Below are 15,523 nucleotides of genomic sequence, written 5' to 3'. Positions count from 1 at the left end.
TAAAAATGACACCAACAACCCCTACATAAATAATTTGTAGGAGTTATCAGCCTAGGTAGGCATTTTTGGCGAACTCCATCGCCACTTTTGTATTATTTTAAATTTTTTATTCATTTTGTCAAGACTAAAACTTGAAAACACACTTAATTTGCTTTATTATAGCAAAAGAATGAATATTTCAAAAATAATTAGGTTGAAACTTTATAAACTAACAAAAGATTTTGGTTATGTAATTTCAAATCAATCTTATTTTCTAAAATGGCTTATTTTAGGATCTATAGTTGGTGTAATTGCTGGTTTTGGTGCTTTAGTTTTTTATTATTCTATAAAACTTTCAGAAAGTTTCTTTTTACAATACTTGCTTGGCGCAAAATTGCCGCTACCAAAAGGCGAAAATTTAAGTGAAACTTTTACAATAAAGCGTGCATATTTGATACCTTTTGTAGTAGCTTTTGGTGGTTTAATTTCAGGTTATTTAATTTTTAAATTTGCACCAGAAGCAGAAGGGCATGGCACAGATGCAGCAATTGATGCTTATCATAATAAACAAGGTAACATTAGGCCACGCGTGATTTTTTTAAAAACTATAGCTTCTGCTATAACAATAGGCTCTGGTGGATCAGCTGGCAGGGAAGGGCCGACTGCTTTGATTTCGGCTGGCATCGGGTCTTTAATTGGCAAAATCTTACACCTTAATGTTCAAGATAAGAGAAAAATTGTAGCAATTGGTATTGGTGCAGGGATTGGCACAATTTTTAAATCACCAATAGGTGGTGCAATCTTAGCTGCTGAGGTTCTTTATAAAAGAGATTTGCAGTCTGAAGTAATTTATCCAGCTATTGTAGCAAGCGCGATAGGTTACTCTATATTTGGAAGTTTTGTAGGGTTTGAGCCTATTTTTGGGTTTTATAAATCGCCATTTAACCCATTAAGGTTGCCGTTTTATATTATTTTAGGTGTTGTGTGTGGATATTTAGCTATTGTTTACCCAAAAACATTTTATTATGTAAAAGAAAAATTTGCAAAACTTAATATAAATAACATTTACAAACCAGCTATCGGTGCATTTATAAGTGGCTTAATTTCTCTTATTTTTCCTGAAGTAATAGGCGTTGGTTATGGGTGGATTCAGTTACTTATAGATGGGAAGTTTAGTGTGTTGCCAACATTTGGTTTGCCACTTTTGTTAATTTTTTTAATAATGCCTTTTGTAAAGATTATTGCCACTGCGTTTACAATTGGCTCTGGTGGCTCTGGTGGTGTATTCGCACCCGGTATGTTTATTGGAGCATTTACTGGTGTTAGTTTGGGGGTTATTTTTCATTATTTTTTTCCTACAATAGTAAGTAATTACAATATTGGTGCGTTTGTCATTGTTGGCATGCTTGCATTGTTTGGTGCAGCAGGCAAAGTGCCAATCGCAGTTACACTAATGGTTGTGGAAATGACTGGTAGTTTGCAACTTTTGCCAGCTTTGATGATTGCTGTGTCTATATCTTACTTAATATCTGGGAGTACAACTATTTACAAATCTCAAGTAAATACACAAAAAGATTCACCCGCACATTTTGGTGAATTTAATATTCCTTTTTTAGAAAGATTAAAAATATCAGATATTGGAATATACAAAAGGATTTTTGTAAAACCAACAGATAGTATAGAAACAGCTAAAGATTTAATGATTAAAAATTTCTTTTTTTCTTTACCTGTTGTGGAAAATGATAAATTTTTAGGTACAGTGTATTTGTATGATATTATAAATGAAAATAATGGATCTATAGATAAATTTGTAAAAATTGGAACAGCATCGGCTACAATTTCTACGACACTTGAAGATGCATGGAAACTTATGAGTGCAAATAAAACCACATGGCTACCTGTTGTTGAAGATTCTATGTTTCTTGGCATTGTTAGTTTTGCTGATATATCTGATATTTACAGCAAAAAGCTTAAGGAATTAAATTTGGATAACAAATGAACGATTTTGTTTTTACTGGTAAAATAAGCATTAATGCATTTTGTTCTCATAATACATATTGGAAGAGTGCGTGCAGTAAATGTATAGAGGTATGCCCATTCGAAGCTTTAGCTATTGATTTTGATAATAATGTTGTGGTTGGTGATTGTATTGGCTGTGGTGTGTGTTATAGTGCCTGCGAAAACGATGCTATAGAATTAAACCGCAATTTGGATATCGATCTTGTAAAGAATGTTACAGAGCCTTCATTTGGCTGTATTTTTGCTAAAGGTGATAACAAAATATCATGTATTTCAAGGTTAGGTGAAAATTTGATTGTGTATTTTGTATTGAAATTTGGATATATTAATATTTTTAAAGGAAATTGCGAAAAGTGCAAATTTAAAATGTCACTTGAGGTTTTTGAAAAAAATTTAAAAAAAACACAGGAAATTTTAAAAGCACTTGATATAAGTTTTGATGCAGTAAAAATTGAGCAGTCCAGTTTGGATAAGCCTTTTGAGCCAAATTTTGGTATTTCCAGAAGAGATGTCTTTAAAATTAAAGAAAGAGTACCTAAAAGAGACTTTTTGATTGAGCTTATTAAAGAAAATATAAAACAAAGTGCAGAATATATTGGCACAATAAGGCTTTCAATAAATGAAATTTGTGATTTTTGTTCAATTTGTGAGTCAGTTTGTCCAAAAGGTGCAATTATTATAGAAAAACGCGAAACTGCTGTTATTTACTTTAACCCATCACTGTGCAGTGCTTGTAAAAATTGCATTGATGCATGTCCAAAAAATGCTATTACTGCAAAAAAAGCTTTTGTAGAAGATTTAATACCAAAAGCATTAAAGCTTTTTGAAAAACCTAAAAAGATTTGTTCTTGTGGCAATGTTTACTATACTGATGAAGAAATTTGCCCAGAGTGCGAGATAAAAAATAAAAAAAGACAGGAATTGCTAAGCTACATAAAGGATTTATTTTGATAATTGTTTGGGTTCTTTGTTTACTTCATACAAAACCATTGTAGGAAAGTTGTCATATACAAGGTTAAAGTATTTTGGATCATAATCTCTCAAAATATACATTTGGTTAAACATAGAGTAAAATGGTTGTTTTTGCAGAATGTAAACATTTATTTTTGAGTTTTTAAGATAAACTACATCAATATACAAACCGTCACTATCAAGACTTTTAATAGTTAGTTTTTTGTCTTTATAAATGGCAAGTGTATTGATATTAAATTTTAAAGATGGGGTTTTTAAGTACATTTTTTTTATATTTATTTCATTTAGTCCACAGAAAACTGTATCTTCTGATTTTCTTTGGCAATCTCCTAGTTGACCAATAGGTTCAAAAAGCCCTTTTTTCTTTTTAAAGTCCCATGTGCCAAAATAGTTTATCCAACCAAATTTGCCAATTTCATCACCAGTAAATGCAAAGTATGTAGGCCTTTTAAGTGGCGCGTTAAACTTTCCTTCAAATATTTTGTCTCTAATTTCCTGAGGTGTATTTTTTTCTTTTAGTAATTTTTCTATGCCTGTATTGCCAATATTTGATATAGCACTTATTGTATTGTACGCAATTTCTGGGTTTGAATCAGAATAACTTGTAGCTATAAAGTAAGTTTTTGGGTATATCTGGGATTGTCCATCGTGAAAAGTAGCTCTATTTGCTAGAAATTCTATAGCAGTACCGTAATCCCACCAAGTCCAGATTACAGACGACTTTGGCGTAATTTTATTCAAATTAACGAAATCTGCATAAAGCTGTGGCGTAATTTTAGGTTCTGCAATTACTATGTTTGGTGCAAGAGGAATTATTGTCAATACAATAGCCATAATACTTGCAACAACATTTTTTACATTATTGATTTTTTTTATATTCAATTTTACTAACATATCAAACAAATAACCAAACCCTAATCCTAAAAAAGGCGCAAGATACATAGCAAATCTTTCAGCACCTTTAAAAGACATCAAACCTATAAAAAATAATGGTAAAAAAACCATGAATTTTCTAAAATTCATTATTAAAAACAGTGCCAAACCAACAAGTGATGCCAAAAAAACTATAAAATTTCCACTTGTTAGCTGTGATAGATAATGTAAATTAACACGTGCGGCTTCTGCGATAGATACAAATACATTTGGAAAAACGCCCATTGTAGGTTTAAAGAAATCAATCAAATAAACATTAATTAAAAAAATAGCATTGTGTATACCCATATATAGTATGATTGGGTTTGTGCTTATTAGAAAAAGAATACTTTCTTTCCAGCGTTTTTTATAAACATTTGGGTCAAATATATGAAAAAACTTATCAGTTTTTTGAGTAAAACCAAACGAGAGTATATACACAATGGCAAACGCTAATATTATGCCTTCGTGCATATACCACCAGTAATAAAGTTGCGCAAAAATACCAGCTATAATTGCATAAAGGTAGCTTTTTTTAGGTTGCCTAAACTGGCTTAAATACAAAAAATATCCAATTGCCAGTGGAAAAAATAAATTCATACAATCTGGCCTTAGTCTTGCAATTAATGTTCGTGCTATATAAATTAAAGACAAAACACCCGTTACAGAAGAGCTGAAAGCTGCCAAAGGATAACCCAAATCCATTAGATAAAAAACAAGCGGTATAACAAAAAGTACTGCAAGTATAGGTACCATATAAACAGACAAATTTTGAATTGAAACATGTAGTAATTTTGAAAGTTCAGCACTTAAAAAGCTTATCATAAAAATTACAGGTGGAAATGTAGCTATTTTATCTGGATAGAATCTTAGAGGGTCTTGCTTTAATGGTTTATATAAGCCTTCATTAAAAGCTTTTGCATAGTAAGAATAGTAGAATGCATCGTATTCAGTATATAATGCATTCCCTTTGTAGTAGTATTTGGAAGGGTTCTGATTCCAAACATACAAACTATAGAACCTGTATGCAAGACCAAGTGAAATGGCTATACATATTATTAAAAGCGAAATTAAAACTTTTTTTCTACTCAACTTAAACTTCCTAAAAAAACTTATTGCATTTTATATGATAATTGTATAAAAATCAATTATGTTTTATGATTGCGTGGTGGTTGGGGCAGGACCTGCTGGGTCGACTGCTGCTAAAATTTTATCCAGTTTTGGCTACAGGGTTCTGATAATTGATTCAAAGATTTTTCCGCGAGAAAAATTATGTGGTGGATGCGTATCGGCAAAAATAATTGATTATATACCCCAGATAAATAGTTTGGCAAAAGCCAGTACAAATAAAGCCATCTTAAGCTACAAAAAAACCGCTTGTTTAGAAATAGAATCGAAAGACCCCTTTGCATACTTTGTTGAAAGAAAAACTTTTGATAAATATCTGCTTGATAGCGCACTTGAAAATGGTTGCGAGTTTAGAAATGAAAAATTGTTATCTTTAAGTTATGATGATTCTGGCATCGAAGTTTTTACAAATGCCAACAACTATAAAACAATATACTTAATTGGGGCAGATGGAGCAAATTCAATAATTAGAAAAATTTTACACATAAAGCCAAAATTTTTAGTAAAAACCCTACAGGTAGAAACAATTTATTACAATGATTCTAATGTCAATATTGACATAGGTTTTAAAGGATTAAATTATTACTGGAATTTTCCTCAAAATGGTGTTTGGGGTATTGCTTCCACAAAAAAAAATATTAATAAACTTTTTTTTAAGTATTATGGCAATGATATGCTTATCAATCCAAAAGGCTATTTTATTCCAATAGCTTTTTCCAAAAAAAATTTAGGTAAAAAAAATATACTGCTTGTTGGCGATGCTGCATGTTTGGCAGACCCTTTTAGTCTAGAAGGTATATACAATGCAATTTTTAGTGCACATCTGGCTTCTGCTTCTATTTTAAGTTATCCTAAAAACCCTTGTCAGGCTTATAGCGCTTTAGCTGATAAAATTTTAGAAGAAAATAAATATAGCTACTTTATATCAAAAATTGTTTTAAATTTTCCATATTTCTCTTTTTTTCAATTGTCAAAGGGTAATGAAAACGCTTTAGCTGATTATTTGATTGGCAAAAAAAGTTCCAAAGAATTATTTTGGTTACTTTTAAAAAGTTTATATCAAAAAACGATTAAATAACAATTGACTTTTTTTTTTAAATTTGGTAACCTATCGCAGATTTTTGATAAGGAGGTGCGCGTGATAAGCGTAAACTTGGTATGGCAATTTATTCTTGCGCAGATGTTTGGTTTTATAGTTTTGCTTTTTATTTTAAATTTCCTTTTATATAAACCTGTCCTTGAAATAATAAGAAAAAGACAGGAATATATCTTAAATCTTTTAGCTGAAAGCCAAAAACTAAAAGAAGAAGCAAAAGCAAAACTAGAGCAATATCATCAAGAAAAATTAAATGCTGAAGAAGAAGGTAAGAAAATCTTTAATTCTATGCTTGAAGAAGCCAGGAAAATCAAAGAAGAAAAGCTTGCCCAAATAAATGAATTATTTAAAAAAGAGCAAGCGGAATTTGCAAGTGCTATTGAACAAGATATTAAAATCCAAACACAAAATATCGATTCAATAACTAACCAAATATCAAGCCTTCTTTTAAAAAATATTGTAAAGGGTGAGGGCTAATATGAAATTTATTTATTCTTTATTCATTTTAATTGCAATGCCACTTACTGCTTTTGCCAGTGAATCTGAATCTGCTGGTGCACACATGCTTTGGCGCGTTATTGATTTTATTATATTTGCCTCATTGATAGTTTATTTTTTGCGAAAACCTGTTGCAAACTATTTTAGAAACAGAAAAAAACAGATATTTGAAGAAATAGAAAACGCTAAAAAAGCCAAAGAAGAAGCTCAGCAGGCGCTTAATGAAGCTCAAAGCTTACTATCAAAACTTTCAAGCGAAATTGAAAATATAATAAACACTTACAAGCAAATGGGAGAAAAAGAAAAAGAGGATTATGCCAATATGGCAAAAGAACTAGAAGAAATCTTTAAAAAGCGCCTTGAGCAAGAAAAGACTATGATTTTAAATAAAGCTTATAAAGATTTTATAGATAAAGTTATATCTAAAGCTATTACAAAGGCAAAACAGCAGTTTATGGCTTTAAACAATCAGGATCTGCGCAGCATAAACAAAAGATACTTTGATTATTTTGGGGTTGAATATGATAAGTAAAATAATTTCTCTAAGATATGCTAGAGCTTTGGAAAAAGTTTGCAAAAGTCAATCTATCAGTCTGGAATCTGCTTATAATGATTTAAGTAAAGTTTGTATACTGCTTCAGGAAAATAAAAAGCTATTTGAATTATTGAAAGTATCTATTTATCCAATTGAAAACAAAATAGCTATACTAAAGGATATATCAAGTGGAATTATATACAATTTACTTAAATTTATGGTTTCAAATGGGAGAATAGGATTAATTTTCGATGTTCTTGATAGCTTTAATCAGATAATGCTTCAAAGTCAAAACAAAGCAAAGGCTAGAGTAATAAGTGCTATAGAGCTTATTGATAGCGAAAAGAAAGTATTGTCGGATATATTTTCTAAGATTTCTGGGAAGATACTGGATTTTGAGTTTTTTGTAGACAAAAACCTCATAGGTGGGATTGTAGTTGAAATAGAAGGTAAAATCTATGATGGAAGTATTAAAACTTACCTTACAAATATAGCCAATAGACTAAATAATTTGAACATTTCTCAAGGAGGGATTGGATGAATATCAAACCTAGCGAAATTAGTGAAATAATCGCTAAAGAAATAGAGGAAGCCAAAGATTTTGTTGAAATTAGCGAAGTTGGTAAAGTATTGAGCGTTGGTGACGGTATAGCTCGAATATACGGATTAACAAATGTCATGGCCAACGAGCTTATAGAATTCCAGAATGGTGTGGTTGGCATGGCTTTAAACCTTGAAGAAGACAATGTAGGCGCTGTTATATTAGGCGATGATACAGGTATCAAAGAAGGTGACTCGGTAAAAAGAACCGGTAAGATAACCCAGGTGCCTGTGGGAGAAGCTCTTGTAGGCAGGGTGGTAGATGCTTTAGGCAACCCCATTGATGGAATGGGACCTATTAATGCCCAAAACTACAGACGTGTGGAAATTAAAGCACCAGGTATTGTAAAAAGGCAACCGGTTAAAGAACCATTGCAAACAGGTATCAAAGCAATAGATACAATGATACCAATTGGTAGAGGTCAAAGGGAGCTTATAATAGGTGACAGGCAGGTAGGAAAAACTCAGATTGCCCTTGATACCATTGTTAACCAAAAAGGTGAAAATGTTTATTGCATATACGTAGCTATTGGACAGAAACGCTCTACTATAGCTAGAATTAAAAAACAATTAGAAGATTTAGGCGCTATGGAATACACCACAATTGTAGCAGCAACTGCATCAGACCCAGCTCCACTTCAGTACTTGGCTCCCTATGCTGGTGTTACAATGGGTGAGTATTTTAGGGATAATGGTAAACATGCTTTGTTAGTATACGATGATTTAAGTAAACATGCTCAAGCTTACAGGCAAATGTCTTTGCTTCTTAGAAGGCCACCAGGCAGAGAAGCATATCCAGGCGATGTATTTTACCTTCACTCAAGATTACTTGAGAGGGCGGCCAAATTATCCGATGAGTTAGGTGGAGGCTCACTAACGGCGCTTCCAATAATTGAAACCCAGGCTGGCGATATTTCAGCCTACATTCCAACAAACGTAATATCCATTACAGACGGCCAAATATTCCTTGAAGCAGATTTATTTTATGCAGGTATAAGACCTGCTGTTAACGTAGGTCTGTCTGTATCCAGGGTTGGTGGTGCAGCCCAAATAAAAGCTATGAAACAGGTTGCAGGTATGCTCAGGCTTTCACTTGCTCAATACAGAGAGTTAGCTGCCTTTGCTCAATTTGGCAGTGACCTTGATAAAGTTACTCTCCAGCAACTTAACAGAGGTTCAAAACTCACAGAAATATTGAAACAGCCACCATTTGCCCCGCTTCCTGTGTATAAGCAAATTCTTATTGTTTATGCAGGAAATAATGGCTTTTTAGATGATTTGCCAAACAAAGCTTTAAAAAAATACGAAGAAGAGTTGTATAAATTTGTTGAAACCAAGTACCCAGATATTTTTAAAGAAATAAAAGAAAAGAAAACAATAAGTGATGAGTTAAAGTCAAAGATAGATAAAGCCTTAGAAGAATTTAAAGCTATATTTAAGGCTTGAGGTTAGAATATGCCAAGTTCAAGGGATATTAAAAGAAAGATAAACAGTATAGCCAAAACGCAGCAAATAACCAAAGCGATGAAAATGGTTGCCGCTGCAAAGCTAAGAAAAGTGCAACACACAGCTATGCAGTTTAGACCTTACATAGGAAAATTCGAAGAGATCATAAAGTATCTATCTGAGTATACGCCACCCCAAGATAACAAGTTTTTGTTTCTAAGAGATGTAAAAGCTGCCGAAATCATTGTTGTTGCATCGGATAAAGGTTTATGTGGTGGTTTTAACCATAATATAATTAAAGAAACAGAAAACTTAGTATCAAACCTTTCATCTAAAAATATATCAGTATCAATAACAGTTGTAGGCAAAAAGGTTTATGATTATTTTCATTTTAAAGGCATACAAATAAAACACTTCTATACAGGCATACTTAAAAATGAAGCACATTTTGTTGATGCAAAAAAGATTATGAATGTAGCTATTAAAGATTTTTTGGAAGAAAAAACTGACGAAGTCTATATTGTTTACAACAAGTTTGTCAATATGCTTATTCAAAGACCTACTGTAAAAAAAGTTCTGCCAATTAGTTTTGAAGAAGAAAACGGCCAAAAGCAAAAGTACGAGAAATTTACATTTGAGCCTTCAAAAGAAATAGTTTTGGAGGAAATGTTATTAAAGTATGTTTACATGTCCCTTTATGATAGCTTTTTGGAGTCCCTAGCCGGTGAGTACGCAGCCAGAATGCTTGCTATGGAAGCTGCTACAAAGAATGCTCAGGATATGATTAAGAAATTGACTTTATTTTACAATAAGGCAAGGCAGGCTGCTATTACAAAAGAATTAATAGAAATAACAACAAGTATAGAAGCAATGAAATAAAAAGGAGTTAAAGGTATGAATAAAGGCAAGATTATTCAGGTTTTAGGCGCTGTAGTTGATGTTGAGTTTCCTGAAGGGCAAGTACCTTCTATTTATAATGCATTGGTCGTTAAAAAAGAGTTTATAGAAAATGCAACATCTGATCTTATCCTGGAAGTTGCCCAGGATTTAGGTGAAAACAGGGTAAGAACCATTGCTATGGATTCTACAGATGGTCTTGTTAGGGGAACAGAAGTTATTGATACAGGTAACTATATAACAGCACCGGTAGGCAAAGAAGTACTAGGTAGAATTATCAATGTTGTTGGTGAGCCAGTTGATGAATTAGGACCAGTCGATGCAAAGGAAAGATGGCCTATACATAGAGATTCGCCGCCACTTGAAGACCAAGCTACAACTAGCGAAATGTTTGAAACAGGTATTAAAGTCATAGATCTGCTATGTCCATATGCAAAAGGTGGTAAAACTGGTTTGTTTGGCGGAGCTGGCGTTGGCAAAACAGTTCTTATCATGGAGCTTATTAACAATGTTGCTATGCAGCATGGTGGATATTCGGTGTTTTGTGGTGTTGGCGAGAGAACAAGGGAAGGAAATGATTTGTGGAATGAAATGAAAGAATCAGGCGTTTTAAAAAATGCCGCTTTAGTTTATGGCCAGATGAACGAACCACCAGGTGCAAGGGCACGTGTAGGTTTAACGGGACTTACGATAGCAGAGTATTTTAGAGATGTAGGCAAGCTTGATATCCTTCTTTTCATTGACAATATATTTAGGTTTACACAAGCAGGTAGTGAAGTTTCTGCACTTTTGGGCAGAATACCTTCTGCTGTGGGTTATCAACCAACACTTGGTACAGATATGGGTGAGCTTCAAGAACGCATCACTTCTACAAAAAATGGTTCAATTACATCTGTTCAAGCGGTGTATGTTCCTGCAGATGACTTGACAGACCCAGCTCCTGCTACAACATTTTCTCACCTTGATGCTACAACGGTTCTTTCAAGACGTCTTGCGGAGCTTGGTATATATCCGGCAGTTGACCCACTTGATTCTACATCAAGAATATTAGACCCATATGTTCTTGGTGAAGAGCACTATACAGTGGCAAGAAATGTTCAAGAGATACTTCAAAGGTACAAAGAATTACAGGACATTATAGCTATACTTGGAATGGAAGAATTATCAGAAGAAGATAAGCTGATTGTTGCAAGGGCAAGAAAAATTCAAAGATTTTTATCTCAGCCTTTCTTTGTTGCGGAAGCATTTACTGGAATGAAAGGAAAATACGTTAAAGTACAGGATACAATTAAAGGTTTTAAAGGTATAATAGATGGTTTGTACGATGATTTGCCAGAGCAGGCATTTTACCTTGTTGGAACAATCGAAGATGCTATAGAGAAAGCAAAGACGCTTAAGGGGTAATTATGGATAAAATACACTGTAGTATAGTTACACCTGAAAGAATCATAGCAAGCAAAGAAGTTGACCAGGTCATAGCGCCTGGTGTAAGTGGTGAGTTTGGTATTTTGGCCAACCATATGCCTTTTATAAGCATACTAGACATTGGAACCATCAAGCTTCTATACGAAAATGCGCAAGATAAGTATGTGATAGGAGGTGGTTATTTAGAGTTTGATAATAATACAGCAAATATTCTTTGTGATGAAGTATTTACAAAAGACAATATTACCAAAGAAGAAACACTTAAAATGATAAGCAAAATTGAATCTAGGTTAAAAGAAGAAAAGCCTAATACACCAGAATATACCAGCGTGTATAAGGAATTAGAAAAATATAAATATGTGATAAATATTTTATTTGAAGGGGAAAAGTAATGTCATCAAGTATTGGGTTTGAGCATATTGGTGCAATAGCAATTGTGGTTTTGGGTATTTTGCTTGTTATGTCAATTATATCTTGGACAATAATGATATACAAATGGATTCAACTATCATCACTTAGGGCTAGAAACAATGTTTTTTTAGAAAGGTTTATTGATGGAGAAAGCGAAAGCACCCTAAATAGTTTTGCTCGTATAAACGAATCATTAAATGCTAGGGTTTATATGCTAAGCAAACAATCTCTTTCTGTTGCTAAAGCTTATTTAGCTAAAGAAGTTAATCATTTGGAAAGGGGTTTTAGTATTTTAGCATCTGTGGGTTCAACTGCCCCTTTTGTTGGGCTATTTGGCACTATCTGGGGTATTATAAATGCTTTCAGAAGTATTGGTCTGTCGGATTCTACAAGTATAAGTGTTGTGGCGCCAGGGATATCTGAAGCATTGATTACTACTGCAGCTGGTATTTTTGTTGCTGTTGTTGCTGTCATTGGATATAATTTACTTTATTCGTTATATACTTCTATTATTAGAGAAACAGAAAATTTTCTTGAGGCTATAGGATGAAAATAAACGGATCTAAAGGTGTTTTTTCTGATATAAACATAACACCACTTGTTGATGTAATGTTAGTACTGCTTGTAATCTTTATGGTTACTACGCCTATGCTTGTCAAAGGTATAAAGGTCAATTTGCCAAAAACACATTCAGGCAGTACCAACATTACAAAAAAAGATTTGATTGTAAGTATTGATGATCAGGGCAGGATCTATTTAAATAAGCAGCAAACCGATTTGGATGGTTTAAAAAAAGCTTTCGAAGAAAATCATGGCAATGAAGTTGTGATTGAAGCAGATAAAGCTATAGAGTACGGACTTGTAGTTAGAATTATTGATATAGCCAAACAAAGTGGTATTGAAAAAGTAGGTCTTGCAACAACAAACAAATCAACAAAAACCTAATATTAAATGAAACTAGCCAGTTTTCTATTATCATTATTTATACATATCATAATTATTGGTTTATTATTTTTGCTATTTAAAAGTGTTCCAACACATACAATGCCAACTTATACTGTTAGTTTATTAACGCCAGGTGAAGGCAGGGCAGGGCATCAACATACAATACAGCCTCTTACTACTTCGCCTAAACCAATACCTCATCCTGCTACAACACTTCCACCAAAAATTAACAAAGAAATACAAAAAACTCAAGAGCAGATTCCACCAAAGCCACAAAATATAGAAGAACATAAAAAGGTTATTGAAAAACCACAAACAGAACTTAAAAAAGTAGAAAAAGAAGTGCCAAAACCTAAAGTAAATCAAAAAGAAATCCAAGAAAATATCCAAAATAAAATTCAACAACTCAAAGCAAAAGCACTTCAAGAAAAAATTACGCAATTAAAAGAAGCAATGTTAGAAAATAAAATACGTGAAATTGCACAACAACTAAGAGAAAATTCTCAAACTCAATCCGGTGTTGGTAATATTAAAGCTCAAGGTAGTGGAGTTGGCAATCAGGATAAACTTTTTTCAGATTATTTATCAGTTGTACAAGGAATTATTCATTCAAATTGGTTTGTAGATCAAAATTTATTACCAAACAATAAACTTGTAACGCGTGTTAAAATTACAATTGCACCAAACGGTAAAATAATTAGTGTTAGTATCGTAAAGTCTAGTGGAAATCCATATTATGATAGGACTGTTATAACAGCAATTAATAATTCCACACTTCCTCCGGTGCCTAAAAAATATTTAAATAATAGAAATACCCTTGACTTAATTTTGAATTTCTTTATAAAAGACTAAGGAGGTATAAAATGAGGAAAATTATATTTTTTTTTATTATGTTATTTTTTGTATATAGCGGTCTAATATATGCTCAAAATTATGAATTAAACATTACTAATCCAAATTATCAAAAAATTATAATTAATGTATACAACCTAAAATCTTCAAACCCTCAATTAGCCTCAAAAGTAAAGAGTGTTATAGTAAGAGATTTAAATATGAGCGGTTTTTACCAAGCAAATGATATAAATTCAACAATAAATAACCCATCTGATATTAGTGGTTGTAATTATGGGATTTATGGTAGCGTTAGCGGAAGTGAAAATAATGTAGTATTGGAGGCAGTAGTATATGATGTTACAAATCAAAAAATTGTTATAGATACTAAAATTACAGCAAATAATTTTGCATGGGTTTCGCATAAATTGGTAGACAATTTTATGCTGTATGATACCGGTATATATGGCCCTTTTGAAAGTAAAATCATATTTTCAGCAGGATCAAAAAACGTTAAAAATCTATATATAGCTGATTTTGATGGTGAAAACATTCAACAAATAACACACTATAATACTAATATATTGCTTCCAATGTGGACAACAGATAATGAGGTAAGTTTTACGGCTTATCTGAATAAATATCCAAGTGTCTATTTATTAAATTTATCAAATGGTCACGTTAGAAGTTTATATTCTGCTTCAAATTTTAGTGAAAATGGTACTTACTATAAGAATGGTCTATATGCAGTTTCGATCAATAAAAATTCGAATATAAATATTTTTCTAGTTGATAAAGCTGGTAATATTGTTAAACAATTAACAAACAATAATGGTATAACAATATCGCCTTACTTTACTCCTGATTTATCAAAGATGATTTATGTTTCAAATTCTGAAGGTTCTCCTCAAATTTATTCTTTGGATTTAGGATTAGGCGTTTCGACTAGACTAACGTATAATTGTCCAAATTCTCAATCTCCAGCAGTTTCACCGGATGGTACGAAAATTGCGTATATTTGTGCAGGTTCGGATTTTTCATTAAATGTTATCGGTGTAAATGGCGGCAATAATGAAAATATAATTAGCTCTTATTATCTTGATTCACCTAGTTGGTCATACGATAATAGATATGTTGCAGTCTATGGTAGTATTGACTCTAAAGATGGAATATATATAATTAATACAATAAATGGCAATTTTTCGCTTGCAATTGGAGCTAATAAGTTGTATTCTCATTTTGGTGGGCTAGATGTTAGTAAAAAAATAAATTGAGGAGGTATTGTTATGAAGAAGACTTATCTTTCGCTTGCTGCAATCGTTAGTGCGTCGTTTTTGGCTTACAGTTGTAGTTGTACGACACCAAAAAAGCCTGTTGCTGAGGCTCCAGCACCAGTAAAACAAGAGGTTCAACAACAAGCACCAGCAGCTCCAGCACCAGTAACTACACCTGAAGTCAGCGAGGAAGAAAGGCTAAAGGAAATCTTCCAACGCATTCATTTTAACTTCGACAAGTATAATTTAACTCACATTGACAAATGGGGTATTAATCAGGATGTTCCAAAAGTACTAGATGGTATAGCAGATTATATGGCAAAACATCCAAACATCAAAATTAAGATCGAAGGAAACTGCGATGAGCGTGGAACGGAAGCCTATAACCTAGCTTTAGGCCAAAAAAGGGCTGATGCAGCAAAGAACTACCTTGTAATGCATGGTATATCACCAGATAGGATTGAAACATTGAGCAATGGTAAACTAAAGCCAGTTGATCCTGCTCATAATGAATATGCCTGGGCAAAAAATAGAAATGATCAGTTTGTGATTTTA

16 protein-coding genes and 1 riboswitch are annotated in these 15,523 nt (G+C 32.7%); of the genes, 15 read left to right on the top strand and 1 reads right to left on the bottom strand.

Annotation, left to right across the window (positions count from 1 at the left end):
- Positions 1–30: 30 nt before the first annotated feature.
- A riboswitch (Fluoride riboswitch) is annotated at positions 31–92 on the bottom strand.
- Between the two features lie 77 nt (positions 93–169).
- Positions 170–1,978: a chloride channel protein gene (locus BLQ93_RS07950; protein WP_092129467.1), complete on the top strand. Its 1,809-nt coding sequence runs from the start codon at positions 170–172 to the stop codon at positions 1,976–1,978.
- Positions 1,975–2,949, top strand: a complete 975-nt coding sequence (locus BLQ93_RS07945) for a 4Fe-4S binding protein (RefSeq protein WP_092129466.1) — start codon at positions 1,975–1,977, stop codon at positions 2,947–2,949. Before BLQ93_RS07950 ends, BLQ93_RS07945 begins: the two co-directional genes overlap by 4 nt.
- Here the strand turns inward: BLQ93_RS07945 and BLQ93_RS07940 are convergent.
- Entirely contained in the window at positions 2,941–4,974 is a 2,034-nt protein-coding gene (locus BLQ93_RS07940; RefSeq protein ID WP_092129464.1) for a hypothetical protein, read from the bottom strand. The genes BLQ93_RS07945 and BLQ93_RS07940 overlap by 9 nt on opposite strands.
- Positions 4,975–5,032: 58 nt before the next feature.
- Here BLQ93_RS07940 and BLQ93_RS07935 point away from each other — a divergent pair, with 58 nt between their 5' ends.
- The 13 genes from BLQ93_RS07935 to BLQ93_RS07875 all read left to right on the top strand — a co-directional run.
- Positions 5,033–6,088 carry a geranylgeranyl reductase family protein gene (locus BLQ93_RS07935; RefSeq protein ID WP_092129462.1) on the top strand — a complete coding sequence of 352 codons (1,056 nt, stop codon included), beginning with the start codon at positions 5,033–5,035 and terminating at the stop codon, positions 6,086–6,088.
- Positions 6,089–6,148: 60 nt separating this feature from the next.
- Complete coding sequence (locus BLQ93_RS07930; RefSeq protein WP_092129460.1) at positions 6,149–6,583, top strand: F0F1 ATP synthase subunit B; 435 nt, start codon at positions 6,149–6,151, stop codon at positions 6,581–6,583.
- Between the two features lies 1 nt (position 6,584).
- Entirely contained in the window at positions 6,585–7,136 is a 552-nt protein-coding gene (locus BLQ93_RS07925) for a F0F1 ATP synthase subunit B (RefSeq protein WP_092129458.1), read from the top strand.
- Positions 7,126–7,680 (top strand): ATP synthase F1 subunit delta, encoded by a 555-nt coding sequence (gene atpH, locus BLQ93_RS07920; RefSeq protein ID WP_025391697.1) that lies wholly within the window; start codon positions 7,126–7,128, stop codon positions 7,678–7,680. Before BLQ93_RS07925 ends, atpH begins: the two co-directional genes overlap by 11 nt.
- On the top strand, positions 7,677–9,185 hold the full coding sequence (gene atpA / locus BLQ93_RS07915; protein WP_025391698.1) for a F0F1 ATP synthase subunit alpha: 1,509 nt from the start codon (positions 7,677–7,679) through the stop codon (positions 9,183–9,185). The genes atpH and atpA overlap by 4 nt, the downstream gene beginning before the upstream one ends.
- Positions 9,186–9,194: 9 nt before the next feature.
- Complete coding sequence (gene atpG, locus BLQ93_RS07910) at positions 9,195–10,064, top strand: ATP synthase F1 subunit gamma (protein ID WP_092129456.1); 870 nt, start codon at positions 9,195–9,197, stop codon at positions 10,062–10,064.
- Positions 10,065–10,079: 15 nt separating this feature from the next.
- A complete protein-coding gene (atpD, locus tag BLQ93_RS07905) occupies positions 10,080–11,486 on the top strand; it encodes a F0F1 ATP synthase subunit beta (protein WP_025391700.1) in 1,407 nt (468 codons plus the stop codon).
- Between the two features lie 2 nt (positions 11,487–11,488).
- Positions 11,489–11,899, top strand: coding sequence for an ATP synthase F1 subunit epsilon (gene atpC, locus BLQ93_RS07900; protein ID WP_025391701.1), 411 nt, complete (start codon positions 11,489–11,491; stop codon positions 11,897–11,899).
- Complete coding sequence (locus BLQ93_RS07895) at positions 11,899–12,468, top strand: MotA/TolQ/ExbB proton channel family protein (protein WP_092129454.1); 570 nt, start codon at positions 11,899–11,901, stop codon at positions 12,466–12,468. Before atpC ends, BLQ93_RS07895 begins: the two co-directional genes overlap by 1 nt.
- Positions 12,465–12,863, top strand: a complete 399-nt coding sequence (locus BLQ93_RS07890; RefSeq protein ID WP_025391703.1) for an ExbD/TolR family protein — start codon at positions 12,465–12,467, stop codon at positions 12,861–12,863. Before BLQ93_RS07895 ends, BLQ93_RS07890 begins: the two co-directional genes overlap by 4 nt.
- Before the next feature lie 6 nt (positions 12,864–12,869).
- Positions 12,870–13,715, top strand: coding sequence for a cell envelope integrity protein TolA (gene tolA, locus BLQ93_RS07885; protein ID WP_092129452.1), 846 nt, complete (start codon positions 12,870–12,872; stop codon positions 13,713–13,715).
- An 11-nt stretch (positions 13,716–13,726) separates the two neighbouring features.
- A complete protein-coding gene (locus BLQ93_RS07880) occupies positions 13,727–14,968 on the top strand; it encodes a PD40 domain-containing protein (protein ID WP_092129450.1) in 1,242 nt (413 codons plus the stop codon).
- A 12-nt stretch (positions 14,969–14,980) separates the two neighbouring features.
- Positions 14,981–15,523: OmpA family protein (locus BLQ93_RS07875; protein ID WP_092129448.1), on the top strand; the 543-nt coding region annotated here is incomplete at its 3' end.

The organism is Desulfurella multipotens, assembly GCF_900101285.1.
Taxonomy (GTDB): Bacteria; Campylobacterota_A; Desulfurellia; order Desulfurellales; family Desulfurellaceae; genus Desulfurella; species Desulfurella acetivorans.
The sequence above is the reverse complement of the archived record's forward strand: the minus strand, read 5'-3'. Positions and strand labels throughout refer to the sequence as shown.